This is a genomic window from Clostridium taeniosporum (assembly GCF_001735765.2).
In the GTDB taxonomy this organism is placed as follows: Bacteria; Bacillota; Clostridia; order Clostridiales; family Clostridiaceae; genus Clostridium; species Clostridium taeniosporum.
The window spans coordinates 691,615-717,976 of the sequence record NZ_CP017253.2; the positions used below are offsets into that span (position 1 = coordinate 691,615).

25 protein-coding genes are annotated in these 26,362 nt (G+C 26.2%); 23 read left to right on the forward strand and 2 right to left on the reverse strand.

Annotation, left to right across the window (positions count from 1 at the left end):
• Positions 1-208 precede the first annotated feature (208 nt).
• The 6 genes from BGI42_RS03375 to yjeM all read left to right on the forward strand — a co-directional run bounded on the left by BGI42_RS03375 (position 209) and on the right by yjeM (position 7,015).
• Entirely contained in the window at positions 209-1,138 is a 930-nt protein-coding gene (locus tag BGI42_RS03375; protein ID WP_069678967.1) for an NTP transferase domain-containing protein, read from the forward strand.
• Between the two features lie 116 nt (positions 1,139-1,254).
• Positions 1,255-3,822: a selenium-dependent xanthine dehydrogenase gene (xdh, locus tag BGI42_RS03380; RefSeq protein ID WP_069678968.1), complete on the forward strand. Its 2,568-nt coding sequence runs from the start codon at positions 1,255-1,257 to the stop codon at positions 3,820-3,822.
• Between the two features lie 49 nt (positions 3,823-3,871).
• Positions 3,872-4,477, forward strand: a complete 606-nt coding sequence (locus BGI42_RS03385; protein WP_069678969.1) for a nucleotidyltransferase family protein — start codon at positions 3,872-3,874, stop codon at positions 4,475-4,477.
• A 104-nt stretch (positions 4,478-4,581) separates the two neighbouring features.
• Entirely contained in the window at positions 4,582-4,737 is a 156-nt protein-coding gene (locus BGI42_RS16000) for a hypothetical protein (protein ID WP_158523390.1), read from the forward strand.
• The gene (locus tag BGI42_RS03395; RefSeq protein ID WP_069678971.1) at positions 4,730-5,035 is read left to right on the forward strand and encodes a LiaF transmembrane domain-containing protein; all 306 of its coding nucleotides are present in this window, start codon (positions 4,730-4,732) and stop codon (positions 5,033-5,035) included. Before BGI42_RS16000 ends, BGI42_RS03395 begins: the two co-directional genes overlap by 8 nt.
• Before the next feature lie 465 nt (positions 5,036-5,500).
• Positions 5,501-7,015 carry a glutamate/gamma-aminobutyrate family transporter YjeM gene (gene yjeM / locus BGI42_RS03400; protein ID WP_069681018.1) on the forward strand — a complete coding sequence of 505 codons (1,515 nt, stop codon included), beginning with the start codon at positions 5,501-5,503 and terminating at the stop codon, positions 7,013-7,015.
• A 122-nt stretch (positions 7,016-7,137) separates the two neighbouring features.
• Here yjeM and BGI42_RS03405 read toward each other — a convergent pair whose 3' ends face one another.
• Positions 7,138-7,815: a Crp/Fnr family transcriptional regulator gene (locus BGI42_RS03405; protein WP_069678972.1), complete on the reverse strand. Its 678-nt coding sequence runs from the start codon at positions 7,813-7,815 to the stop codon at positions 7,138-7,140.
• A 116-nt stretch (positions 7,816-7,931) separates the two neighbouring features.
• On the opposite strand from BGI42_RS03405, the gene BGI42_RS03410 reads away from it, so the two are divergent.
• The 13 genes from BGI42_RS03410 to BGI42_RS03470 all read left to right on the forward strand — a co-directional run bounded on the left by BGI42_RS03410 (position 7,932) and on the right by BGI42_RS03470 (position 21,664).
• On the forward strand, positions 7,932-9,131 hold the full coding sequence (locus BGI42_RS03410) for an MFS transporter (protein WP_069678973.1): 1,200 nt from the start codon (positions 7,932-7,934) through the stop codon (positions 9,129-9,131).
• Positions 9,132-9,485: 354 nt separating this feature from the next.
• Positions 9,486-9,911 (forward strand): flavodoxin, encoded by a 426-nt coding sequence (locus BGI42_RS03415; protein WP_069678974.1) that lies wholly within the window; start codon positions 9,486-9,488, stop codon positions 9,909-9,911.
• A 17-nt stretch (positions 9,912-9,928) separates the two neighbouring features.
• The gene (locus BGI42_RS03420) at positions 9,929-10,579 is read left to right on the forward strand and encodes a DUF3793 family protein (RefSeq protein ID WP_242984743.1); all 651 of its coding nucleotides are present in this window, start codon (positions 9,929-9,931) and stop codon (positions 10,577-10,579) included.
• 255 nt (positions 10,580-10,834) lie between these two features.
• Positions 10,835-11,737 carry a 3'-5' exoribonuclease YhaM family protein gene (locus tag BGI42_RS03425; protein ID WP_069678976.1) on the forward strand — a complete coding sequence of 301 codons (903 nt, stop codon included), beginning with the start codon at positions 10,835-10,837 and terminating at the stop codon, positions 11,735-11,737.
• A gap of 17 nt (positions 11,738-11,754) precedes the next feature.
• On the forward strand, positions 11,755-12,351 hold the full coding sequence (locus BGI42_RS03430) for a DUF523 domain-containing protein (RefSeq protein ID WP_069678977.1): 597 nt from the start codon (positions 11,755-11,757) through the stop codon (positions 12,349-12,351).
• A gap of 215 nt (positions 12,352-12,566) precedes the next feature.
• Positions 12,567-13,400: a deoxyribonuclease IV gene (locus tag BGI42_RS03435; protein WP_069678978.1), complete on the forward strand. Its 834-nt coding sequence runs from the start codon at positions 12,567-12,569 to the stop codon at positions 13,398-13,400.
• A 271-nt stretch (positions 13,401-13,671) separates the two neighbouring features.
• Positions 13,672-14,889 (forward strand): NAD(P)/FAD-dependent oxidoreductase, encoded by a 1,218-nt coding sequence (locus BGI42_RS03440; protein ID WP_069678979.1) that lies wholly within the window; start codon positions 13,672-13,674, stop codon positions 14,887-14,889.
• Between the two features lie 349 nt (positions 14,890-15,238).
• Positions 15,239-16,477 (forward strand): L,D-transpeptidase family protein, encoded by a 1,239-nt coding sequence (locus tag BGI42_RS03445; RefSeq protein ID WP_069678980.1) that lies wholly within the window; start codon positions 15,239-15,241, stop codon positions 16,475-16,477.
• A gap of 162 nt (positions 16,478-16,639) precedes the next feature.
• Positions 16,640-17,377 carry a GntR family transcriptional regulator gene (locus BGI42_RS16505; protein ID WP_069678981.1) on the forward strand — a complete coding sequence of 246 codons (738 nt, stop codon included), beginning with the start codon at positions 16,640-16,642 and terminating at the stop codon, positions 17,375-17,377.
• An 80-nt stretch (positions 17,378-17,457) separates the two neighbouring features.
• Positions 17,458-18,594 (forward strand): N-acetylglucosamine-6-phosphate deacetylase, encoded by a 1,137-nt coding sequence (gene nagA / locus BGI42_RS03455; RefSeq protein ID WP_069678982.1) that lies wholly within the window; start codon positions 17,458-17,460, stop codon positions 18,592-18,594.
• A gap of 14 nt (positions 18,595-18,608) precedes the next feature.
• On the forward strand, positions 18,609-19,358 hold the full coding sequence (gene nagB, locus BGI42_RS03460) for a glucosamine-6-phosphate deaminase (RefSeq protein WP_069678983.1): 750 nt from the start codon (positions 18,609-18,611) through the stop codon (positions 19,356-19,358).
• A 133-nt stretch (positions 19,359-19,491) separates the two neighbouring features.
• A complete protein-coding gene (locus BGI42_RS03465) occupies positions 19,492-20,916 on the forward strand; it encodes a PTS transporter subunit EIIC (protein ID WP_069678984.1) in 1,425 nt (474 codons plus the stop codon).
• A gap of 76 nt (positions 20,917-20,992) precedes the next feature.
• Positions 20,993-21,664: a copper homeostasis protein CutC gene (locus tag BGI42_RS03470; RefSeq protein ID WP_069678985.1), complete on the forward strand. Its 672-nt coding sequence runs from the start codon at positions 20,993-20,995 to the stop codon at positions 21,662-21,664.
• 93 nt (positions 21,665-21,757) lie between these two features.
• On the opposite strand, the gene BGI42_RS03475 is transcribed toward BGI42_RS03470, so the two are convergent.
• On the reverse strand, positions 21,758-22,267 hold the full coding sequence (locus BGI42_RS03475) for a ferritin (protein WP_069678986.1): 510 nt from the start codon (positions 22,265-22,267) through the stop codon (positions 21,758-21,760).
• 405 nt (positions 22,268-22,672) lie between these two features.
• Here BGI42_RS03475 and BGI42_RS03480 point away from each other — a divergent pair, with 405 nt between their 5' ends.
• The 4 genes from BGI42_RS03480 (at position 22,673) to BGI42_RS03495 (ending at position 26,308) form a co-directional block, all read left to right on the forward strand.
• The gene (locus tag BGI42_RS03480; protein ID WP_069678987.1) at positions 22,673-23,245 is read left to right on the forward strand and encodes a hypothetical protein; all 573 of its coding nucleotides are present in this window, start codon (positions 22,673-22,675) and stop codon (positions 23,243-23,245) included.
• Positions 23,246-23,529: 284 nt separating this feature from the next.
• Positions 23,530-24,021 carry a CarD family transcriptional regulator gene (locus BGI42_RS03485; protein ID WP_069678988.1) on the forward strand — a complete coding sequence of 164 codons (492 nt, stop codon included), beginning with the start codon at positions 23,530-23,532 and terminating at the stop codon, positions 24,019-24,021.
• Between the two features lie 167 nt (positions 24,022-24,188).
• Positions 24,189-24,344, forward strand: coding sequence for a zinc-ribbon domain-containing protein (locus BGI42_RS03490; RefSeq protein WP_003372054.1), 156 nt, complete (start codon positions 24,189-24,191; stop codon positions 24,342-24,344).
• A 257-nt stretch (positions 24,345-24,601) separates the two neighbouring features.
• Positions 24,602-26,308: an FUSC family protein gene (locus BGI42_RS03495; RefSeq protein WP_242984744.1), complete on the forward strand. Its 1,707-nt coding sequence runs from the start codon at positions 24,602-24,604 to the stop codon at positions 26,306-26,308.
• The last annotated feature ends 54 nt before the right edge of the window (positions 26,309-26,362 follow it).

The window sequence follows — 26,362 nt, forward strand, 5'->3', positions numbered from 1 at the left end:
TACTAATTTACTAGTTTTAAATTTATTATAGTTATATTTAGTTGTTTAGTTAAAATATTGTTGAAAAATATTGGAATAATATATAAAATTAGGGTGAGATAAAAGTGATGTTATTTAGTACAATAAATTAAATTTTTAATAAGGTAAGTAGGCAGTAATATTATCAAAGAAGATAATACTACTTAGATAGAACAAGAGGTATATATATATGAAAAAAAAGTATAATAAAACAACAGGTGGAATAATTGTTGCTGCGGGAAAACCATCAGAAAGAATTAGTTCTGATCCATTATTGAAAATTGGTTCTATTACAATAATAAAAAGAATTGTTTTAACTTTTCAGAGAGCTTCTATTTCACCAATTGTAATAGTTACAGGACATAAATCCGAAGAAATTGAACATAATTTAGCTAATTATGGAGTTATATTTTTAAAAAATAATAAGTATGAAAATTCACGAAAATTTGATTCTGCTAAGATAGGATTAGAGTTTTTACAGAATAAATGTGATCAGATAATATTTACTCCTGTGAGTATTCCAATGTTTACAGCAGAGACCCTTCAAACTATGATGAAATGTGGCAAAAAATTATTGTCACCATCATATCATGGAAAATCTGGACATCCACTTTTGATATCTTCTGAATTAATTCCTAAAATTCTAAAGTATGATGGAAATTTGGGAATGAGAGGAGCTATTAGAAATATTGGAGTTGCAAGAGAATGGATTGATGTAGAAGACAGAGGTATTCTTTATGACACAGATTATATTGACCAATTAGATCAACTTTTAATAAAGCATAATAAACATATACTACATCCTTTTGTTAAAATCAGTATAGAAAAAGAATCTTCATTTTTTGATTCAAGAACAAAATTATTATTAATTTTGATTAATGAAATTAATTCTGTAAGAGGTGCATGTAGACATATGGCATTATCTTATAGTAAGGCATGGAATATGTTAAATAAATTGGAAAAGGAGCTAGGGTATGCAGTAGTTGAGAGAAAACATGGTGGCAATAAGGGTGGAAAAACTTATTTAACAAAAGAAGGTATCAAATTTTTAAAAAAATATCAACAATTTGAAGAGAATATAAGTGAATATGTAAGAGATGAATTTGAAAGAGTATTTTAAAAATTTATAATTTTGTATAAGCGAGTTATTTTCATAAAGAATTTGATGGAAAGTATTCTCCATTTTATAATAATTATAAGATTAATTGTAAAATTATTCTAAATGGGAGGACGCTTATGTTTAAATTAAATATTAATGGTAAAGATGTGATTTCTAAGATAGATAAGTCATTATTATCTTTTTTAAGAGATGATTTAAGAATTACTTCTGTAAAAGATGGTTGTAGTGAAGGGGCGTGTGGGACATGCACTGTTTTAGTTGATGGAAAAAAAGTAAAAGCTTGTATACAAAAAGTATCTAAATTTGTAGGAAAAAAGATTTTAACTGTAGAAGGATTAAGTTGTAGAGAAAAAGAAGTTTATGAGCATTGTTTTGCAGAAGCTGGTGCAGTTCAGTGTGGTTTTTGTATTCCAGGAATGGTAATTTGCGCAAAAGCTTTATTAGATGTTAATCTTAATCCAACTAGACTAGATGTAAAGAAGGCGATAAATGGGAATATTTGTCGCTGTACAGGGTATAAGAAAATTGAAGAAGCTATTTTAATGGCGGCAGAATATTTTAGAAATAATATTAAAATTATACCTAATTCAACTGAATTAAAGATGGCTCAGAGATTTAAACGTGTTGATGCAGCTGAAAAAGTAAATGGAACAGGCATTTTTGTAGATGATATTGAATTACAAGGAATGATTTATGCAAAAGCAGTTCATTCAAAATACCCAAGAGCTATTATAAATAAAATTGATATAAGTAAAGCAGAAGCACATCCAGATTGTGTGAAGATTTTATTGGCTAAAGATGTGCCAAACAATATTATTGGACATATAAAGCAAGATTGGGATGTACTTATTGCTGAAGGGCAGACTACTAGGTATATAGGAGATGCATTAGCATTAGTAGCAACTTATCATAAAGATAAACTTGATGAAGTATGTGGATTAGTTGAAGTTGATTATACTGAATTAGAACCAGTTACATCTCCAACAGATGCTTTAAGATCAGATGCACCTTTAATTCATGTTGATGGAAATATTATGAGTCGTTCTATGCTTCAACGTGGTAATGCAACTGAGGCAATAAAAAACTCTAAATATGTGGTAACAAGGAAGTATCAAACACCTTATCAGGAACATGGATTTATGGAACCAGAGTGTGCAATTGCTATGCCAGAAGGAGAAGATGGAATTTTGCTATATACTAGTTCACAGTCTGTATATGATGAACAACGTGAAATTTCTAATATGCTAAAAATTCCAATAGAAAAAGTACACTCCCATTCTCAACTTGTTGGTGGAGGTTTTGGTGGTAAAGAAGATATGAGTGTTCAACATCATGCAGCGTTAATGGCATGGTATACTAAAAAACCAGTTAAAGTAAAATTTTCAAGGCAAGAAAGTTTAAATTATCATACTAAACGTCATCCTATGGGAATTGAAATGACAACTGCTTGTGATGAAAACGGTTATCTCACTGCTATGAAAGCTGTTATTATTGCTGATACAGGTGCATATGCATCTCTTGGTGGACCAGTATTAGAAAGAGCATGCACACATGCAGGTGGACCGTATAATTATCAAAATATGGATATACTAGGCATGTCTGTTTATACTAATAATGTTGTTAGTGGAGCTTTTAGAGGATTTGGAGCAGCACAAAGTTGTTTTGCTACTGAAAGTAATATTAATTTGTTAGCAGAAATGGTAGGTATTTCACCATGGGAAATTCGTTATCGTAATGCTATTCGTCCAGGTCAGGTGTTGCCAAATGGACAGATAGCAGATGAAAGTGTTGCTATTGCAGAGTGTTTAGAAGCTGTTAAGGATGTGTATGAATCAAATTCATATGCAGGCATTGCTATAGGATGGAAGAACAGTGGAACTGGTGTAGGGCATAAGGACATTGGTCGCTGTATTTTATCAATTGAACATGGAAAAGTTCATATTAGAACTTCGGCAGCTTGTATGGGACAAGGAATTGCACAAATGTGTACTACTGTATTATGCGAAACAACAGGTTTAGATCCTGCCCTTATTATACATGAAAGACCAGATACTGTTCGTACACCTAATTCAGGAACTAGTACTGCTTCAAGGCAAACTGTAGTAACTGGCGAAGCTGTAAGAAGAGTATCTGAAAAATTAAAAGTAGAATTAGATAAAGGATTAAAATTAGATGATTTAGAAGGTAGAGAATTTTATGGAGAATATTCTGCAAAGACAGATCCAATGGGAGCTATAAAGGATAATCCAATCAGTCATGTAAGTTATAGTTATGGAGCACAGGTTATAGTACTTAATGAAGAAGGAAAAGTTGTAAAGGCAGTTGCAGGATTTGATGTTGGAACACCAGTTAATATTCAATCTGTTGAAGGGCAAATTGAAGGTGGTATGATTATGGGATTAGGTTATGCTTTGACAGAAGAGTTTAAAGTTGAAAGAGGTTATCCTAAAATAAAACTAGGTACATTAGGACTTATTAGAGCAAAGGATGCACCAGAACTTGAAGTTATTCTTGTACAAGGTAAAGGAAAAATTCCTCAAACTTATGGAGCAAAAGGTTGTGGAGAATTATGTTTAATTCCAACCGCTCCTGCGTGTGCACATGCTTATTACAGATTAGATGGCAAATTCCGAAATCAGTTACCGTTAAGAGATACGTTTTATAAAAGATCAAAAAACAAATAGTATATGAAGTTATTGAAGTTTCATTTGATTAAGGAAGTGAGATATTTAAATGAATTTAAATGGAGTGATATTAGCTGCTGGTTTGTCTAGTCGCATGAAAGCGTTTAAACCGCTTTTGAAATTGAAAGGAAAAACAATTATTGAAAATAGTATCGATAGTATGTTTAATGCTGGTGTGAATAAAATAGTTGTGGTATTAGGCTACAGAGCTAAAGAAGTAGAATCTATACTTCAAACTAAATATGATCCTTCACGATTATTATTTATATATAATCATAAATATGCAGAAACTGATATGTTAACATCTATTAAAATTGGTATATCAGCATTGAATAATTGTGATGCTTTTTATCTTCTTCCAGGGGATATGCCAGCTGTAAGTATTCAAACTTTTCTTGCAGTTAAAGAAATTATGTACAGAACCAATGCCATGGTTTCATTTCCTACTATTGATGGATATCGAAAGCATCCACCATTAATTTCATGTAAATGTATAGATTATATCCTTAAGTCTGATTCAAAAGGTGGGCTTCGTGAAATATGGAAACAATTTGAAGATCAGATAGAAACAGTTCCTGTTAATGATGTTGGATGCATATTAGATGCAGATACAAAGGAGGATTATAATAGGCTAGTGAAATATATGGAGGGATAGGTTAAAAAGAAATATTCAGGAATAAAAAAACTTTATAAAAACGTAGACTTGTTGCAGGGATAGTATTATTGTTTCTAGGTCTTTATTTAGTAACAGATAATATAATGAGAGTTTTACAAGAATATATTCCAAGTACACTTTATTATATTATTCATGATTTTATGAGACATACTCCGCAAGTAATTATAGGGGTGGCAATAGTTGTCCTTGGTATAAAACTTGTTATGGGTAAGAAAAGGGAGCGTGAGGTAGATGCTTAAGGGACGTAGAGTAGGAACATTAACAGCAGGAATTGTTTTAGTTATGTTTGGTGTGATGTTTTTACTTAGATTGGTTACACCAAATATTAATGTTTTTATAATAGTATCACTTTGGCCTCTTATTTTAGTACTTTTAGGATTGGAAATTATTTTATCATATATAATAAATAAAGAAGAAAAAATGAGGTATGATTTTAGTGCAATAATATTAGCTATTATTTTAGTGTTCTTTGCTATAGGAATGGGAGGAGCAGAATTTGTAATTACTCATTTATCACAATTTAAAGAAATAATTTAGCTTTTATTTGATGATACTTTTTATAGGGAAGTATTTAAAGATAGGATTAATAAATAAAAATATTTAATTTAGGCACATTCAAATAAATAACTAGTTAATATGTTAGTTTATTTTGTGAACTATTTCTTTCTTAGAACCTGCTAATAGCAAAACTATTAGCAGGTTCTAATTTATTGTATTTTACAAAATATCAGTGGCATTTTTGACTTGATATTTATTTTCATATGCCTTAAAACATCGTATTGTTCAGTTTAGAATTATACGGTGTTTTTTATGTTTAAAGATATTTAGTTAAATAAAATTTATAATTACTTTTTATTTATAGATATGATTTTTATGCAATATAGCCTTTAGAGTTGATACATAAAAATAATGCCATATGGAAAAAGTATTGTTGTGATTAAAACAAATAATAGTATAGAAATGTATATGGAGGGATTTAAATTTAAAATTAAGGAGGAAAAAATGAAGTCAAGCACAAGTTTAACAAAAAAATTAACATTGATACCTTTGTCATTAATGATTTTCACAACTGTTTATGGATTTAATAACATTCCAAGATCGTTCTATAAGATGGGTTATGCTGCTATTCCTTGGTACATTTTTTCAGGAATAACTTTTTTTATCCCTTTTGCATTAATGGTATCTGAATTTGGTTCTGCTTTTAAAAAAGAAAAGGGTGGAATATATTCATGGATGGAAAAATCTATTGGACCCAAATTTGCATTTGTTGGAACGTTTATGTGGTATTTTTCTTATATAACTTGGATGGTTAATGTTGCATCTGGTATGTGGGTTCCAGTATCAAATGCTATATTCGGTAAAGATACAACACAAAACTGGGCATTTTTTGGACTTAAAGGACCACAAGTTTTGGGTGTTTTGGCAATCATATGGATATTGGTAGTAACTTATACATCTACAAAAGGACTTGATAAGATAAAGAAAGTAACTTCACTAGGTGGAACTTCAGTTTTATTATTGAACGTATTTCTCTGGATTGGTGCTGTAGCAGTATTTTGGGGGAATCATGGAAATTTAAAACAACCAATTATGGGATTGAATTCATTTATTCAAACACCAAATCCTAAATATACTGGAGATATAATTGCTTCTTTAGCATTTGTAGTCTATGCTTTATTTGCTTATGGAGGTATAGAAGCTATAGGAGGATTAGCTGATGAGACTGAAAGCCCAGAAAAAACTTTTCCTAAAGGAATTTTATTTTCAGCTATTATAATTTCAGTAGGGTATTCAATAGGAATACTACTTATTGGTATATTTACTAACTGGGAAACTGTAATGGGAATAAAGGAGGTTAACTTAGGAAATGCTAGTTACATAGTTATGTCTAATTTAGGATATTCAATTGGAACGGCCTTTGGAGCAAGTGAAAATATAGCTATGTCTTTAGGACGTGGTGTTGCAAGGTACGTTGGACTTTCAATGTTTTTAGCATTATCAGGTGCATTTTTTACACTTATGTATTCACCATTAAAGCAGATAATTGAAGGTACACCAAGTAAATTGTGGCCAGGAAAAATTGGAGAAACTAAAAATGGTTTACCTATAAATGCTATGTGGATTCAAGCTACTATAGTTTGTATAATAATAGGACTAGTAGCTTTTGGAGGAAGTTCAATGGCAACATTTTTTAATATACTTGTTTCAATGACCAATGTAGCTATGACATTACCATATGTATTTATAACTCTTGCATTTCCATATTTTAAGAAGAAAAAAGAAATAACAAAACCATTTATAATATTTAAAACTCAAGGAAGTGCAAATTTTTGGACCTGTATAGTTGTGTTAACAATAGGACTAGCTAATTTATTTTGTATAATACAACCAGCTATAGAAGGTGATATTCAAACAACAATTTGGAGTATAATTGGACCGATAATATTTTCATTAGTTGCATGGCTTATGTATAAGAGTTATGAAAAGAAAAACAAAAGTAATGTTTTTAAAAATTAAGAGAGTTAGTAAAAATCTAGAATTAGAAATATTATTAAATTGACAATGAACAAAGAATAGTATGTTTTTATAGATTTGAATTAGATTTATAAAATAATTGTTCATTGTCAATTATTCATGTTTTAAGAAAAAGCAAATTCTTTTAATCCCTGTTCATTTATAATTTCAACTTTTTTGTATCCTAAAGATATTAATCCGTCTTTTTGAAATTTATTCAATATTTTAGTCACAGTAACTCTACAACAACCAATTAATTGAGCTATTTCTTCATGTGAATAATCAATTATATAGGATTTATCATTTCTATTTTTTTTAAAACATACACCTAGACGTACTAATAATTCCGCAGTTTTTTTATCAGATTCTAAGAAAGCCATACTATTAACTTGAATTGATAAATTTTGAATTGATAATGACATAAGATGAAACATTTGAATCATTAATTCAGGGTATTTTGTTAAATATGGATAAAGTTTATTCAAGCATACAGCTATTAATTCAACATCAGTAGCAGCACTACCAGAAGTTAATCTAGAACCATAGGCAAAATAAGATGATTCACCAAAAAGATTACCTTTTCTTAAAATTTCAATTGTAAGTTCTGTACCTTTTGGAGATATTAAAAAAACTCTGACTCTCCCTGATTTTATTAAATAAAAATTTTCAGCGATATCATCTTGGAAATAAATAATTTCATCTTTTCTATATTTTTTTAGTGTACCAGCTTCTTCAAACACTTTGTAAAATTTGGACGTTATATTTATAGTTGAGCTAGGTAAAAGTTTAAAGTTATTATGCATATAATCACCCTATATATAAAATTTATTAAATAAATTGTAGTACAGACTACAATCTATTTTCAAGTATGTAGTTAAAATATTGTAAGGAAAAATGAATATAGGATGGAGATAACGTAATGGACAAAAAAGAGAAACTGTGGACAAGGCATTTTATATTTGCATTATTAATTACAATAGGAGTAAATTTAGCTTGTAATTTATTATTATCAACAATAGCAATTTATACAAAACAAATTACTCAAGTTGATAGTTATGCAGGAATAATGACAGGTGCTTTTACATTAGCTGCATTGTTTATTAGATTAATAGCAGGAAAACTTTTAGATGATGTGGGAAGAAGAAAAATTCTGATATTAGGTTTAGTTATAACTGCCTTATCAACAATAGCGTATTTAATTACAGACAATATATATATAATTATACTATTAAGAATATTACAGGGGTTTGGATTTGGAATATCATCTACTGCTGTAGCAACAATTGTTACAGATGTTACACCAAAGTCAAGAATGCTTGAGGGAATAGGATATTCTGGAGTAGGAATAACAATAACTACAGCAATAGGACCATCAATAGCATTAGCATTGGTAGGAAAAAATTATGAAAATTTTAAATTATTATTTATTACAACAACCATTGTAGCAATTATAACTATTTTGATATCTTTAAGGTTATCATATAATGAAAATGTAACTAAAAATAAATTAGAACAAGATAATAATAAAGTAAACATGAGTATTAAAGAAAATAATGATATGAAAAATGTATTTGCACCAGGAATAATATTATTTTTAGCAGCAGTTGCAGAAAGTACTATATTAGCATTTACAGCTTTATATGGAATAGAATTGGGTTTTAATAATATAGGTTTATTTTTTACAATAAATGCACTAGGCATATTAGCATCAAGATTATTTATAAATCAAATAGTAAATAAATTTGAGATAAATACTGTATTATCATATGGATTAATAATATTTGGAGCATCTATATTTGGTATATCAACAGTTAGGTCAATGTCACAATTAATAATATTTGGTTTTTTATGTGGTGTTATGATGGGATCATTATTACCAATAATTAATCTTATGATATTAGATTCAGTAAGTGTGAACAAAAAAGGAATGGCTAATGCTATTTATTACGCCTTAATAGATGGTGGATATGGAGTTGGATCAATAATTTGGGGAAAGGTAGTTATTGGACAAGGCTATAGAAGTATTTATGAATATGCCGGATTTACTTTAATAGTAGCATTTATAATATTTTTATTTCATTTAATGAAAAGCAAAAAATTAGTATTAAATAAAATTTAAAAAGAGAATAAATTTATAATATGGAAACTTTAGTAATTTTTTAATAAATTGCTAAAGTTTTTTATTATTTAGTAATTTATATTTTTTAAAATCTGTGAATAACTTAGATTATATTTTCGCTTAAAGATTAAGAAATAGAACCTAAAGAATAAAAAATAATCGTATGCCGTACCATTATTCCTGCACTACGTTTGGAAAGGGTGTATGGCTAAAAAAATCGACGCTCCACAGTCGCTTAGCGATTTTTTTGATTTTGTAAAAAACCTATTGACAACATTATTTAAGTGGAATATTATATTAATATAATGAAATTGATAATTGTTCTCAATAAAAAGAGAGCGAAAAGGAGGATTTATGAAAATAATTTATTGGAGTGGTACAGGTAATACAGAATCTATGGCAAATTTAATAGCAAAAGGAATTGAGGAATCAGGAGCTAAAACTGAACTGATAAATATTTCTAGTGCTAATGTAGATAGTTTAAAAGATGAAAACATAGTAGTATTAGGATGTCCATCTATGGGGGATGAAGAACTTGAAGGTGGAGAATTCTTACCGTTTATAGAAAGTGTACAAGAAGATTTAAAGAATAAAAAGGTTGCTTTATTTGGATCTTATGGATGGGGCGACGGACAATGGATGAGAAGTTGGGAAGAAGAAATGACATCTTCAGGAATTAATGTGGCTTTAGAACCACTAACTGTAAATTATGCACCTGAAGGTGAAGCAGAAGAACAATGCATTCAATACGGAAGAGAAATAGCTAAATTAAGTAAGTAATTAATGGAGGCGTAATGATGGGAGAAAAGATTAGTACTTTTTATAACTTGTTAAATGGTATGGAGGGAAAAGAATATATTGAAACTTTTATATCTTATAATGTAGCTTTAATAAGTGCTAGATTAAAACCATCTATTACACTGAATTTAAGCAAATATGACAATAAAAATATATTTAATTTATGGAATATATATGGGAAAAAGTATTTAAAAAAATTAAATTTAGGCTATATTTCCTTAAGAGATAGTGAAAAATCTTTAATAGTATTAATATATGATGAGAAACTACTAGAAAAATATATTAATAGGGAAGATAATTTGAAATTTCTTAATCGTGTTGGATATGAAAAAGAGCTATCAGTAGAAAATGCATTAAATACATTAAAATATAGATATAAATTATATAAATGTCCACATGAACTAGGAATATTTCTAGGATATCCTTTAGAAGATGTTAAAGACTTTATGGAATGCTCAAATAAAAAATGTTTAACTTGTGGTTATTGGAAAGTATATAATAGTGAAAATAAAGCTAAAACGATTTTTATGTTGTTTGATAGAGTAAAAGATTTTACAGTAACCAATATAATAGAAGGAAAAAGAGCTGATAATTTATCACTTACATTAAAATATAATTTTGAAAAAAATCATAAAATTATATTTGAATAAAAAATTTAACAAAATGCTTATAAAAGACCTTATGATAAGTATATTATTATAAGGTCTTTTATAATTGTATGAGATATTTAATTTAAATGCTAGTTTTAATTAAATATCAAAAAATTATGGGTATATAGACTAACTATAAATATTTAATCTAAGTATGATACAATATATTAATTGTTCAATATAAATTAAATAATTAATATATTGTATATTTTTACGCATAATATTTTTATGAGAAAAAATGAATTGGAGGATTTTATGAGTGATAAAAATAAGTTTTTAATTGACTTAAAAGGTGAAGAGAATATAGAAATAAATTTAATGGTTATGAAAATAATTTTTAAAGATGCTAATAAGACTGTGTGTATATTAGCAGATAAAACTGGAGAAATAAAAACTAATATACCTAGTAAAAATGATGAAATTAAGACGGGAATGGTATTAAGAGTTAGTGGAATAAAAGGAGTAAATTTAGATATTAAAAAATATGAATTTATTTCAGAATATAGTTTAGAAGATTATTTGCCAACAGTAAAAAAACCAATTGAAGACATAATGAATGAAATTGAGGAGTACACAAATAAATACATAATATCTAGAGAAGGTAAGGCATTAAACGATTATTTTTTTAATGATGAAAATTTTTTAAATAAGTTTAAGCGTGGTATTGGTGGAGTTTCTATGCATCATAATTATATAGGTGGACTTGCAGAACACACATTAAACGTTATGTATTTAACTGCAATACTTTGTGAAAGATATGATTGTAGAAGAACTGAAATAGCCATGCTTTCTGCAAAACTCCATGATATTGGTAAAATATATGAGCTTTATTATGATGGACCTTTTAAGTATACACTTAGAGGAGAGATGGAAGGTCATATTGTAATAGGAGTTCAAATGATAAATGAGGCTATTAGAGAAAATCAATCTTTATATAGTGATGATTTTATAAATAGAATAAAGGGCTGTGTTACTCAACATCATGGAAAACTTGAGTATGGTTCTCCTAGGGATATGAAGATGGAGGAAACTTTTATAGTAAATTATGCTGATTCTATAGATGCTACAATGAATAAAATTGGCAGAATAAAGGAAAAAACTCAAAGTGGTGAATGGTCAGAATATGATAGGAGAATAGAAACAAAGCTTTATTTATAGAGAGGAGAATTCTGATTATGTCTAAAAAACCAAGATATTTCATAATAATTTCTCATTGTTTATTAAATCCATCAACTAGAGTACATGTTTTAGGAAAGAGATACGAAATAGCTAAAATAGTTTGTGATTATTTTTTAGAAAAAAAGGTAAGTATAATACAATTACCATGTCCAGAATTTACAGCAATGGGATACTTAAGAAATCCTCAAGGAAGACAACAATACGATAATACTTTTTTTAGAAATCATTGTAAAGAAGAATTACAAAGATATGTAGATATGATTTGTGAGTTAAAGAAAAATAATAATACACCTCTTTGTTATATTGGAATACAAGGAAGTCCTACATGTAGTATTAATTGGGGAGAACACAAGATAAATAAATATAAAACGGAGTCTATCATGGAAGTGAATGACGGTGATAATAGTATTAAAAATGGAGTTTATGGAGTTATGACAGAAGTGTTAGATGAAATGTTAAAAGAACAAGGAATAGTTATACCATATATAGAGGCTCCTGTTAAAGAAGACATAAAATCAGAAAAGGCAAAAGAATTTTTTGATTCACTTTATGATTTATTTAATGTTCCTGATGAATATAGAGATTTGTATTGATATATAATATTTTCTAGGTACTATATATTAATAATAATTATTATATAGTAATATAAATTAATTAGATGTATAATAATATATGACCTTTCAAATATATTGATATATGACACAAGGAATAATTAAGTGATTTAAGCTTTAATTAGTTTTCAAAAAAATATATATTTGTATAAAAAATACATAAATAAATTAATATTAAGTACGGAGGAAATCTAAATATGTTAAATATAGGATGCCATTTATCTTCATCAAAGGGGTTTAAAAATATGGGTGAAAATGCTTTGAAAATTGGAGCAAATACTTTTCAATTTTTTACCCGTAATCCAAGAGGAAGTAAAGCAAAAGATATAGATGAGAATGATGTTAAAGAATTTTTAGAATTAGCAAAAGAAAATAATTTTGGTAAAATCTTAGCTCATGCACCATACACATTAAATGCATGTTCAGCTGATGAAAAGAATAGACAATTTGCTATAGAGATAATGAAGGATGACTTAAATAGAATGGAATATATACCAAATAATCTATATAATTTTCATCCAGGGAGTCATGTTAAACAAGGTTCAGAAGTAGGAATAAAATATATAGCTGATGCTTTGAATTCTATTTTAAAAAAAGATCAAACAACAAAGGTTTTATTAGAAACTATGTCGGGAAAAGGAACTGAAGTAGGAAGAAATTTTGAAGAAATAGCTGAAATCATAAAACGTGTTGATTTAAAAAATCATCTAGGAGTATGTTTAGATACATGTCATATTCATGATGCAGGATATGATATAGTAAATGAATTAGATAAAGTTTTAGAAGCGTTTGATAGAATAATAGGTTTAGATAGATTATATGCTATTCATTTAAATGATAGTAAGAATCCATTTGAAAGTCATAAAGACAGACATGAAACTATAGGTAATGGTTATATAGGATTAGAGGCTATATCTAATATAATTAATCATCCAAAGTTACGTCATTTACCATTTTTCCTTGAAACACCTAATGAATTAGATGGATATAAGAAAGAAATAGAGTTACTTAAAAGTTTATATAAAGAATAATAGAAAGAGAAAAATGTAACCTATAGAGTAGATATGAAAAAAAGTCTATTCTATAGGTTTTTTATAATTATAATAATTTGGAAATAAATTCTGTAATAGAAGTTAAAAACATATTTTTAAAAATTATGTGAATTTTTTAATTCTTATATTTACATATAAAAGTATACTATAGCATAAGTATACTAAAACTTTTCTAGGAAATAATAAAATTAAAATAATTTAAAAATAAGATTTTTATTTTATTTCATATGCCTAAAATGGAGGAATAAATATGAATTTACAATTTGTTAAGGGAAACTCTTTATTTGCTAAAACGAATAAAATAATTAAACAATATAATTATTTAACAGAGGATATAGATACTGATGTAATCATTATCGGGGGAGGTGTTACTGGAAGTATTTTAGGATATTATTTTAGTAAAAATAATATAGATTCAGTAATTTTAGAAAAGAATATAATAGGATATGGTAGTACTAGTATAACTACTGCTTTATTACAGTATGAACTTGATAGTACTGTTAGGGATTTAGAGCAATATACAACAAAAGAAAATATAATACAATCTTATAAATTAGGAATGAAAGCATTGGATGAAATTGAAGAATTTATAAGAACATACGATAATAAATGTAACTATAAAAAACGAGATACTTTACTTTATACAGCAAAGTCTAGTGATATAGGACAAATAAAAGAAGAATACAATATTAGAAAAGAAAATGGATTTGATGTTGAATTTATAGATGAAAAAAATAATCCTTTTTCATTTGATTTAAAAGCTGGTGTATATGCTAAAAATGCAGGAGCAGAGATAGATCCGTACAGGTATACGCATCAATTATTAGATATTGCAACTAAAAATGGATTAAAAGTATATGAAAATACAGAAGCAATAAAGGTACTTTATAATAATGATAGTGTAGAAGTAGTAACTAAATATGATTTCAAAGTAAAAGGAAAGATAATAATAGTTGCAACAGGTTATCATACAGAATTATTTTCAAATAGAAGTTTTGGAGTAACAACAACAGCTTTTAATGTAGCAACAAAGCCATTAAGTAGTTTTGATGGATATTATAATAAAGTTTTAATTAGAGATAATAAAGAACCTTATAATTATCTAAGAACAACAATGGATAATAGAATTATAATTGGTGGCGAGGATATAAACTTTATTCCTGATATTAACAATTACAATGAAGTTGATAAAAAATATTCTATACTAGAGCAGCGTTTAAAAACTATGTTTCCTAATATAAAAGATATTGAAATAGAATATAAATATTGTGGAGCGTTTACTTCAACGCAAGATAATCTTGGATTTATAGGAAAAGATCCTGCAAATGATAAACTTTGGTTTAATCTTGGATATGGAGCAAATGGGATACTTTTTGCAATACTTGGTGGTATAATGTTAAGTAAACTTTATCTAGGTGAATTTAATGATAATTTAAAACTTTTTAAAGTTGATAGGTTTGATAATTAACATAGTACGTATATAAGTTTTATAATAGGCTATATTTTGAAGTTAATTTCATTATATAGCTTATTATAATTTAATAATAATTAAAATAAAAAACATTATATATCATGTATAATATTGATAAAATTTAAGTTAATATAGTATAATTGGGTGTAAAATGTAAAAATAAAAGTTTTATATAAAAAGTAATTTTAAAATAATTTATAACATATTGCTTTACAAATGGAAAAAAATGTATAATAATAAATGTAAATTATAACTTTTATAAACATTATAATTCTATTTAATAATCATAAATTATATTAGAAATTATTAAATACTTTAATATCAAAAATAAGGGGGGATTATTCATATGGAGATAGGAACTGATAATTACAATAAGTTTGTAAGTAAGTTATTAGTTACTTTTCTAAGTTTAATCTTAGTATTAAGTATTATATTTATTAATTCTATAAATGTTTATGCAGATACTTTGAGTTCCACTTCAACAGATGAATATGTATTAAAATTAATTAAAAGGGGAGGGACTGTTGAAGAAATTAAAGGTAAAGATATAAATTTAAAACTTAATTCTGGAGATTCTAGTGTAGTTTCCTATGATAAACAATTATTAAATAAATGTTTGGATAATTTAGATTGCTTAAATACGAAAAATCTAATTGAACCTAAAAGTGCTAGACTTGAATATAGAGATTATGATTATGTAATTGTATCAGAAGTTAAAGGAAACAAAATAAATAAAGATGTATTGTATAATAAGGTAGTTTCAGCTATAAATAATCAAGAAACTGAATTGAATTTAGAATCAAATAACTGTTATGTAACTCCTAAATATAGTTCAAATTCACCTGCAATGATATATGCAGTAAATACAATTAATAAATATTTGTCAGCTAATATAACTTATAATTACGCTGGAATTGTACAAACTGTAGATAAATACAAAATAATAGATTGGATTTCAATAGATTCTAATATGTCAATAATATTAGATGAATCTAAAGTTAGAAATTTTGTGGAAGGTATAGCTAGTTCTTATAAAACTTCTTTAGGAAAATCTATAAAAGTTGGTGGAGGATATTCTGGAAATAATCATGGATGGGCAATTAATGTTGATGCAGAAACTAAAGCACTAATAAATCACATAAAAAATGGACAAACATTAACTAAAAATCCATCATATTATCAAACAGCAATATCAGGATATTTTACTAATTTGTCAGATACTTTTGTTGAAATAGATATGACTAATCAACATATATGGTTTTATAAAAATGGATATTTAGTTACTGATAGTGATATAGTTACAGGAAATATGAGTGCAGGACATGCAACACCGGTTGGAATCTATAAATTATACTTTAAACAAAAAGATACAGTGTTAAAAGGTCCAGGATATGCAGCACCAGTAAGTTTTTGGATGCCATTTAATGGTGGTATAGGCCTTCATGATGCTAATTGGAGATCCCAATTTGGAGGGCAGATATATAAAAATAATGGATCACACGGATGTATAAATTTACCTTATAGTACAGCTAAATCTATTTATGATAATATAACAGCTAAAACCACAATTATTTGTTATTATTAAATATAGGATAAAAAGTCTAATGTAGAATAAAACTACATTAGGCTTTTTATTTTTGAAAATTATTTTAAAAAGTAATTGACATTGAAAACGATATATCATATTATATTGGTATAGACCAATTGGTATAGACCAATATGATATACCAAGGTGGGGGAGATAAAATTGAAAATAGTAGACAAAAATTTAAATGTACCATTACATACTCAATTATCTTTGATAATTAGAGAAATGATAGAAGGTGGTGAATTAAAAGAAGGCAATTATTTAATGCCAGAAAGGGAAATTTGTAAGATCCAAAATGTTAGTAGAATGACAGTTAATAAAGCAATATTAAATCTTGTATCTGAAGGGTTGTTAGATAGAAAACAAGGAAAAGGAACATTTGTTGCTTATAAAAAGAAAAAACATAAATTTGAAAAATTATTAGGATTTACTGAGGTAATGAGTGAAAAAGGTTTTAAAGTAAAAAGTAAATTACTAAAATTTGAGTTAGATTTTCAAAATAAAAATATAAGAAAGAAATTAAATGTGAAAGATAAAGATACTCTTATATATAGAATTGAAAGAATAAGATATATAGACGATGATCCATTTGCATTAGAAGTTGTATATATATTAAAAAATATGTGTGAGGATTTAAACGAGGATTTAGTAAAAGAAAATTCTTTATATAAATTGTATAGAGAAAGGTATAATCATAAAACTAAAAGGGCAGAACAAGTTATAAGTCCAATAATAATAGATAATCTAACAGCAGACTTATTAAATCAAGATAATGACACTTTAGCACTTAAAATAGATAGATTGGTTTATACAGACAAAGAAGAAATAATGGAATATACAAATTCCGTATTTATAACAGGTAAACATCAATATGAAATAGTATTACATGAAGATTGAAAATGAGATAGTGTAAAGTACTCTATGAAAAAATAAAGCTAATAATTAAATAACTTAAAAAATGATAGGAGGGATTGAATATGAAAGCAATAATAAATGGAGTGATTATAACAAAAAATAGTGTTTTGGAAAACAAAGTTCTTTTATTTGATAACAAAATAATTGATATATGTGATGATGTACCAGAAGGTTGTGAAATTATTAATGCAAATCAAAAAATTGTAACAGCTGGACTTATAGATATTCATGTACATGGTAGCTGTAATTGTGACACTATGGATAGTTCTGTTGAAGCAATAGAAGCTATAAGTAGTGGAATTAGTAGATATGGTGTGACTTCATTTTTGCCAACAACAATGACAATGAGTAAAGAAAATATTTATAGTTCTTTAGATACAATAAAGAAATGTATGTCAAAAGAATTTATTGGTGCAAAAGTAATTGGAGCTCATATGGAAGGACCTTTTATAAATTCAATTTATAAAGGTGCACAAGATGAGAAACATATATTAAAACCAAACTTTGAGTTTATAAAACATCATATAGATGTTATAAAATTGATTTCATATTCACCTGAGTTAGATGAGAATTATAAATTTACTAAAGAAGTTAAAGAAAATACAAAAATAACTTTATCAATTTGTCATAGTAATGCTTCGTATATTCAAGCTATTGAAGCTATAAGATTAGGAGTTTCTAATATAACACATTTGTTTAATGCTATGACTCCTTTAAATCACAGAGAACCAGGGGTAGTAGGGGCAGCTCTTATGAGTGATGCATATTGCGAAATAATAGCAGATAAAATACATGTAGATAAAAGTTTATTTCAATTTATATTAAATAACAAAGGCAAACAGAAGGTAATTCTTATCACTGATTGTATGAGAGCAGGGTGCATGGATGATGGTAAATATGAGTTGGGTGGACAAGACGTTTATGTTAAAAATGGTGCTGCAAGGTTGATAAATGGAACCTTAGCAGGTAGCATTTTAACTTTAAATAAAGCAGTTTATAATTTCTTTGAAAATACTAATTTAGAACTTAATGAAGTTATAAATATGGCTTCATTAAATCCAGCAAAGTCTATAGGAATAGATGATAAAAAAGGAAGTTTAGATATAGGAAAAGATGCAGATATATGTATTTTCGATGATGAGATGAATTGCTATCTTTCAGTATCAGAAGGAAGAATTATTTTTAATAAATTAAATTAGAGGTGGTTAAGATTATGAAAATATTAGTTTGTGAAAATTATGATAAATTAAGTGAAAAGGCAGCTCAATTAATAATGAGCCAAATAACTTTAAAATCTAATTCAGTATTAGGTCTTGCAACAGGTAGCACACCAATAGGAATGTATAAAAAGTTAGTTGAAATGTATGAAAATAAAATGATAGATTTCTCAGATGTAATAACATTTAATCTAGATGAATATCAAAATTTACCTATAGATAATGATCAAAGCTATCATTATTTTATGGATGAAAATTTATTTAATTATATAAACGTTAAAAGAGAAAATATTCACATACCTAATGGTATGGCTAAGGATATTAAAAAAGAATGTATAGAGTATGATGAGTCAATAAGAAAAATTGGTGGAATAGATATACAAGTTTTAGGTATAGGAAATAATGCTCATATAGGGTTTAATGAACCAACTGTTAATTTTGAAAAGAAAACTTATGTAGTTGAGTTACAAGAATCTACTAGAATTGCAAATGCTAGATTTTTTAATAGTTTAGATGATGTTCCTAAAAATGCAATAACAATGGGAATAGGATCAATATTTAAAAGTAAAAAAATTATGCTTTTAGCTGCTGGAGAGAATAAAGCAAAGGCTATATATGATACTGTTTATGGGAAAGTTACTCCAGAAGTTCCAGCTTCAATACTTCAACTTCATGATGATGTAATAGTTATATTAGATAAAGAAGCAGCAAGATTGTTAAATCCAGTGGATTATAGTGTAGTTTAAAAAATTATTATTATAATATATTACAAAAAATATACTTCCAATATAGTAATTGAAGATTGGTAGAATGAACAATGATATTAAAATTATTGGAAGATATTTAGATAAAGCTTATTTTTATAAGGAGGAATAACTTATGATTAAATTTTTACAACGTATAGGAAAATCACTTATGCTTCCGATAGCATGCCTGCCAATTGCAGGCTTAATGCTTAGGATTGGTCAACCAGATGTTATTGAAGCATTAGGTTTCATACCATTCTTGGGGCAAATATTACCTTTTTTTGGAGCGGCAGGAAGTGCGTTATTCGGCAAATTACCATTACTATTTGCAATAGGAGTTGCTGTAGGATTCTCTGATGATCAAAATGGTTCAGCTGGATTAGCTGGTGTTATTACTTATTTGACTTTAACTAAAGTAACTGAACAATATTGGAGTATGAACTATGAAGCGGGATTTGCTGCAACACTTAATATTTCATTTTTAGGTGGTATAATTGCAGGTATTATAGGTGGATTGTCATACAATAAGTTTAGAACTGTAAAATTACCAGAATTTTTAGCATTCTTTGGTGGAAGAAGACTTGTTCCCATTATGTCAGGGTTAATTGGGTTTATAGTAGCAATACCTCTTGGAATGGTTTGGCCATCAATTCAAAATGCATTAGGAAGTGCATCAGCTGGAGTGGCATCACTAGGGGCAATTGGTGTAGCATTCTTTGGATTATTTAATCGTTTACTGATACCTATGGGACTTCATCATGTTTTAAATTCATTTTTCTGGTTCCAACTAGGAGAGTATAATGGTGCTACAGGAGACTTAAATAGATTTTTCCAAGGAGATCCAACAGCAGGGCATTTTATGGCAGGATTTTTCCCAGTAATGATGTTTGGTATGCCAGCAATAGGACTTGCAATTTACTTTGCAGCTAAAAAAGAAAAAAGAAAAGCCGTATCTGGAATGTTAATATCATTAGCTCTTACAGCTTTCTTAACAGGGGTTACAGAACCATTAGAATTCTTATTTATATTTTTATCACCAGTTTTATTGGTAGCACATGGTTTATTAACTGCTTTATCTTGTTTCGTAGTAGATTATATGGGAGTATTGCATGGTTTCACATTTTCAGCAGGAGTTATTGATTATGCATTAAACTTTAATTTAGCAACTAATCCATCATTAATAATACCAATAGGACTTGGAATAGGGGGATTATATTTCTTAATATTCTATGCATTAATAAAGAAATTAAATTTACCAACTCCAGGTAGAGAAGAAGATGATGAATTTACAGAAAACATAACTTTTAACATGGAAGATGAAAACGTTTATAAAAAATATATAGAGTACTTAGGTGGAAAAGAAAATATATTAAAGGTTGACAATTGTGCAACTCGTTTGAGATTAGAACTAGCAGATTCAAACTTAATTGATGAGAAAAAAATAAAATCCATTGGAGCTAGAGGTGTTGTTAAATTAAATAAAAATAGTGCTCAAGTTATAGTAGGAACCAATGTTGAATTTGTTGCAGATGGTATTAAAAATATGATGAGAGTTTAATTAAATATTTAAAATTAAAAGTATATAAGGAGTCGTAATATAAGCGACTCCTTTAAATAGTTTGAGGTGAGATATGATGTTAGAAATAATAGGAATGACATTAGATGATGCTAGGATTATAGAAGAATGTGGCGCAGATAGAATAGAACTTGTAAGTGCTTTAACTGAGGGGGGGCTTACTCCAAGTTTTGCACTTATAGAAAGTGTATTAAAAAATGTAAAAATACCTGTAAATGTAATGATAAGAAATCATGCAAAGGGCTTTATTTACAGTGATGAAGAAATAGACATAATGGTAAGAGATATTGATATAGTAAAGAAATTAGGTGCTAATGGAGTTGTACTTGGAATGTTAGATATAAACAATAATGTATCAGAAGTGCAATTAGAAAGAGTTCTTAAAAATTGCAATGGTATAGATGTGACATTTCATAAAGCTATAGATGAAATAAATCCAATAGAAGGAATGAAAATACTTAATAAATATAATGAAATAACTAATGTGTTAACTTCTGGTGGTAGTGGAAATGTGGTGAAAAATATTCCTGTATTAAAAGAAATGATAAAAAATTCTAAGCATATTAAATTACTTTTAGGTGGAGGATTAAATTTTAATAATATAGAAATAATTAAAGAAAATAAGGAATTTAAAGATTTTCATTTTGGAACATCTGTTAGAATTAACAATAATTCATTTAGTGATATTGATAGAAATAAATTAAAAAAATTAGTAAATATATTGAAGTGATAATTTAAAAATAAAATGATTTAAAAAGACTAGACATATCTTTTTTGATTGTTCTAGTCTTTTTATATGTTAAGTTTATTCTAAATTTGATTTTTAAACAGTAGTTTTAGGAGCATAAGTTCTAGTAGCTAGTTCCTCATCCATCATATATAGAGATGCAGGATTAGCTTCAAATCTTTTAACCTTTTTTAATAGTAAGTTAAAATTATTTTCTTCTTCAACTTGTTCATCTATAAACCATTTTAATAAACTCATAGTTGCATGCTCTCTTTCTTCATATGCAATATCTGCAAGCTCATAAATTTTCTTAGTAACTAATTGTTCATGTTCATAGCCTTTTTCAAAAACATCAACTATATTTTTAAAGTCTTTAGCAGGTTGTGGTATTTGCTCTAATATTACAATTCCATTCTTTTGAAAAATGTAATCATATAATTTCATTGCGTGGTCTAATTCTTCTTTAGCTTGAACTCTGAAAAAGTTAGCAAAGCCAGGTAAATCCATTGACTCAGCATAACCAGCCATAGATAAGTATGTATAAGAAGAATAAAATTCAAAATTAACTTGTTTATTAAGTTTATCTAATAAATTTTTGTTTAACATTTTTTCTCTCCTTTTCATCGTAAGTAATTATTATAAAGTATTTCGTTATTATTTTATACTACTTGATGATAATTTATAAAGTATTTTTTAAAATATTTCGATTTTCTATTAAAATATTAATAGAAGCTAAAATTAACTGTGATAATAATAATATATTCATACAGATAATAACAGAATTTTAGAAAAATGATTGAAATATCTATTTGTATATGTGGATATGTTAGTATATGAGAAAAATCATACTATGCATCATTGAAGTGCATTAAGAATTTTTATATTTTAGATTAATTATAATTATCATATAGATAAATATAATAATTAATTTTTATAAAAGGTATAATTTGTTTTATAAATAACAAAAGATATGTTATAATAATTATTATTAATTAATAAAAGGAGAGAGATATGAGTAATAAGATAACTTTAACATATGAAGAAGGAAAAATTAATATTCATATAAATGAAAAGTTAGTAATTGAAGAAAAAGATTTAGAAAAATCATTTAATAGATTTAAACAAATAATTAGAGATAATGAGGTTAAGAAATCAGTTACATGGGAAAGTATATTAGAAAATATTAAGAGAATTAATAATGATAATTTAGAAATCAATAATGAATATAAAACATTAACTTTTGGAGTTATGAAATATTTTTATAATACAGGAAAAGTATTTTATACTAAAGACAGTAAAATGACTCCATTAATGGGTGGTGCTGATTTATTTTATTTTGTTGTTGAAATGAGTACTAATGGACAAATTGATAATTATGAAGATTTTTTAGAATTTTGCAAAGAAATTTTAGAAAGTAAATCTTCTTATAGAGTAAGAGAATCAAGTTTATTTGTTTCAAATCCGGGATTTAATTATGGGTCTGCTGAATATAATTTTAGTAGCAAAAAAATAAATAAAGGTGCTTCAATTAAAAATTGTACTTTTGATGAATTTAAATGTTATGTATTAGATATAATAAAATAGTATATATTCAATATATAAGGATAATTGATTCTAATATAATAATAAAAAATCGCCATGTTATTTTAGCGTGGTGATTTTTTATATATTTAATCATTTTAAAGTGTAACTTATAAATTATTGCATGGTATATATTTTTTATTATTTATCGTTTATTAAAAAATTATCCTTATTTTGGCTTTGAAATATATTGATACTGAATTTGATTTATGATAAAATAATAATTTTATGAAAAATAACTGAATATGTGTTATACTATAAATAGTAACATAAAAGGAGGTTATATTTTGTTTAGTATAGGAGATAAGGTTGTATATCCTAGTCAAGGGGTAGGAGTAATAGAATCAATAGGGGAAATGGTATTTAAAGGAGAAAAACAAAAATATTATAAAATACATATATTTAATAATAATATGAAATTGACCCTACCAGTAATTAGAGTAGAAGATTTAAATATAAGATTAATAAGTGATGCAGAAACTTTAGATAATGCATTGAAAAATATAGAAGAATTTACCAATGATTTAGATGCTTTAAATAAATCTGATTTTAAAGAAAGAGCATCTATAAATACACAAAAAATAAAATCAGGAACATTAACTGATTATTTGGAAGTTATTTGTAATCTTACAAAAGTAAAAGAACAACATTCATTGAATTCTAGTGAAAAAGATACTTTGCGTAAAACAATGAAAATATTGGTAGAAGAAATAAGTCAAGTTAAAAATGTATCAGATTCTGATGCTAATAATTTATTAAATTCAGCAATAAATTTTTAATAACAGAAATAAAAAAATAAAAAAGTCTTGCTATTTTTTAAAAAAGTGTTAAAATTAAATTATCAGTTAGATAAAAAGGTTTTTAATATAGATGTATAAATTTCTCCTTTTAGAGAATGATATTAATCAATATACTAATCTTTTAATTAATAAGGAGGAATTTTAAAATGGAAGATAAGACTTTAGTATGTAGAGATTGTGGTAAGGAATTTGTTTTTACAGTAGGAGAACAAGAATTCTACAAAGAAAAAGGATTTACTAACGAACCTACAAGATGTATCGATTGTAGAAGAGCTAGAAAACAACAAAACAACAGAAGATAGTTTTGTTTAATTATGAGCTATTTCTTAATTTATTAAGAAATAGCTCATTTTTTTTATCTAGAAAATTATAAAACAACCATTTTTAAAAATAATATTAATTTATTTAATGAATAATTTAAGGAATTATAGATAAATTATAAATAGTGTTAATTTTAGTTCATTAAAAGATAAATATAAACTTGATAATATTAATAAACTTATATTTAACTTACTATTTAGGATTATAAATAAAGACCAAATAAAAGGAATATATATTTATGTTAATTATTAATAAAGTAATAAACAAATATAATATTAATGTTTATTCAATGTTAAAGCATGGTACAGTAGCAACAATAACTATGTTTGGAGTTAGCATGTTATTTGGAATAAAAAATATAATGTTAGCTTTCCCAATAGCTTTAACATCAGTAGTATTGGGAAGACAAAATTTGCAAGTTAAAACTGCAAGTAAAATTTTACGTATAATATTTATTGATACATTTATTGTGGTATTTGCTTTTATTTCATCATTAAATATATATTTAGGGATTATAATAAATTTTATAGCAATATTTTTAATAATGTATAATATGTTCTCACCTTATGATTTAACTTTTTATAAACCATTTATTATGTTATATGTTTTTACTGGATATGCACGTATAAATTTAAATGAATTGCCACTTAGAGTATTATCTATTATTTTTGGAGTATTAGTTATAGTTTTTTGTAATATGATAGCGAAAGCTAATGAAAAATCTAAACTTGGAAATACTGTTAATACATCTTTAGTTATTATAAAAAATCAACTTAATAATATTATCATTAATAATTTAGATGAAGAATTAATAAAGAAGTGCTCTACAATTATGAGAGAACTAGTATATAAAATATATATTACAAGACATAAAAAATATTTAACTACCAATTTAGGAAGAATACAATTTAATATATACATAAATATAGAGTATTTTAATCTTTATTTAAGGAATATTCATCTTGAATATAAAAATAACAATATTAAAAAAAATGATATTTTAAATATAATTAGTATAATAGATTCTATACTGCAGTATTCTGATTATGGAATTAGCATAGAAGAATTAGAGAATGAAATAAATTTGTTTGAATTCATAAATAAAAATAAGTCTAAGGTTTTAAATGAAATAAGTAATACAATCAAATCCCTAGAGATAAGTTTAAAAGAATTAAAACAGTTAAGTCATAGAGACATAAATAAAGTTTATGAAGAATGGGAAAAAGAAAAAATAGAGAGTTTTAAAGAAGCCTTTCGTAAAGGAATGAGATTTAATTTTTCTATAAGAATGGCAGTTACATTAACAATAGCTTTATTCATTGGAGAAAAGCTTGGATATTATAAAGTGATTTGGGCAATTATAACCATAATGTCTGTAATTCAACCTTATTATGAATATACATTAAAGAAAATAAAGGAAAGAATAATTGGGAATGTTATAGGGATATTATTTACTGGAGTATTTATCAATATAGTAAATAATAGTTTATTAACTATATTGATCTTAATATTATCATTATATTTATTATATGGATTCAAGGATTACTCGAAAATTTCATTATTTGCTTCTATTGCATCTATATGTATATCATCACTAACAGAAAATATACATGTTCTTTTATTTTATAGAATTATTTATGTAATAGCAGGAGTAGTAATAGCTATTATAGTAAATAAAAATATATTTCCATATAAATTAAGAGAAGGAATGAATGAAATTATAGCTAAAATAGATAAATTAAATACTAAGTTGATAAATTATAGTATAACTATTTTAAATGGAACAGAAAATCCTAATAAGGTTAGAGATATAATAATACATTCTACTTTATTATGTGGAAAATTAGACATAAGAAATTTAAATTTTAATGATGAAAAAATAAAGAGAATAGTAAATATTAATAATGAGTTTGTTATTCAAGTAGGATATAGAGTTCTTAGATAGAATATTTTTAGAAATATATTAAACATAAAATAAGATTTCAAAAAATAATTTTTT

Bases quoted from the DNA above. Each gene is read 5' to 3' on its own strand.
- BGI42_RS03375 (WP_069678967.1), top strand. From the start codon at position 209: ATGAAAAAAAAGTATAATAAAACAACAGGTGGAATAATTGTTGCTGCG.
- xdh (WP_069678968.1), top strand. From the start codon at position 1,255: ATGTTTAAATTAAATATTAATGGTAAAGATGTGATTTCTAAGATAGAT.
- BGI42_RS03385 (WP_069678969.1), top strand. From the start codon at position 3,872: ATGAATTTAAATGGAGTGATATTAGCTGCTGGTTTGTCTAGTCGCATG.
- BGI42_RS16000 (WP_158523390.1), top strand. From the start codon at position 4,582: ATGAGAGTTTTACAAGAATATATTCCAAGTACACTTTATTATATTATT.
- BGI42_RS03395 (WP_069678971.1), top strand. From the start codon at position 4,730: ATGCTTAAGGGACGTAGAGTAGGAACATTAACAGCAGGAATTGTTTTA.
- yjeM (WP_069681018.1), top strand. From the start codon at position 5,501: ATGAAGTCAAGCACAAGTTTAACAAAAAAATTAACATTGATACCTTTG.
- BGI42_RS03405 (WP_069678972.1), bottom strand. From the start codon at position 7,815: ATGCATAATAACTTTAAACTTTTACCTAGCTCAACTATAAATATAACG.
- BGI42_RS03410 (WP_069678973.1), top strand. From the start codon at position 7,932: ATGGACAAAAAAGAGAAACTGTGGACAAGGCATTTTATATTTGCATTA.
- BGI42_RS03415 (WP_069678974.1), top strand. From the start codon at position 9,486: ATGAAAATAATTTATTGGAGTGGTACAGGTAATACAGAATCTATGGCA.
- BGI42_RS03420 (WP_242984743.1), top strand. From the start codon at position 9,929: ATGGGAGAAAAGATTAGTACTTTTTATAACTTGTTAAATGGTATGGAG.
- BGI42_RS03425 (WP_069678976.1), top strand. From the start codon at position 10,835: ATGAGTGATAAAAATAAGTTTTTAATTGACTTAAAAGGTGAAGAGAAT.
- BGI42_RS03430 (WP_069678977.1), top strand. From the start codon at position 11,755: ATGTCTAAAAAACCAAGATATTTCATAATAATTTCTCATTGTTTATTA.
- BGI42_RS03435 (WP_069678978.1), top strand. From the start codon at position 12,567: ATGTTAAATATAGGATGCCATTTATCTTCATCAAAGGGGTTTAAAAAT.
- BGI42_RS03440 (WP_069678979.1), top strand. From the start codon at position 13,672: ATGAATTTACAATTTGTTAAGGGAAACTCTTTATTTGCTAAAACGAAT.
- BGI42_RS03445 (WP_069678980.1), top strand. From the start codon at position 15,239: ATGGAGATAGGAACTGATAATTACAATAAGTTTGTAAGTAAGTTATTA.
- nagA (WP_069678982.1), top strand. From the start codon at position 17,458: ATGAAAGCAATAATAAATGGAGTGATTATAACAAAAAATAGTGTTTTG.
- nagB (WP_069678983.1), top strand. From the start codon at position 18,609: ATGAAAATATTAGTTTGTGAAAATTATGATAAATTAAGTGAAAAGGCA.
- BGI42_RS03465 (WP_069678984.1), top strand. From the start codon at position 19,492: ATGATTAAATTTTTACAACGTATAGGAAAATCACTTATGCTTCCGATA.
- BGI42_RS03470 (WP_069678985.1), top strand. From the start codon at position 20,993: ATGTTAGAAATAATAGGAATGACATTAGATGATGCTAGGATTATAGAA.
- BGI42_RS03475 (WP_069678986.1), bottom strand. From the start codon at position 22,267: ATGTTAAACAAAAATTTATTAGATAAACTTAATAAACAAGTTAATTTT.
- BGI42_RS03480 (WP_069678987.1), top strand. From the start codon at position 22,673: ATGAGTAATAAGATAACTTTAACATATGAAGAAGGAAAAATTAATATT.
- BGI42_RS03490 (WP_003372054.1), top strand. From the start codon at position 24,189: ATGGAAGATAAGACTTTAGTATGTAGAGATTGTGGTAAGGAATTTGTT.
- BGI42_RS03495 (WP_242984744.1), top strand. From the start codon at position 24,602: ATGTTAATTATTAATAAAGTAATAAACAAATATAATATTAATGTTTAT.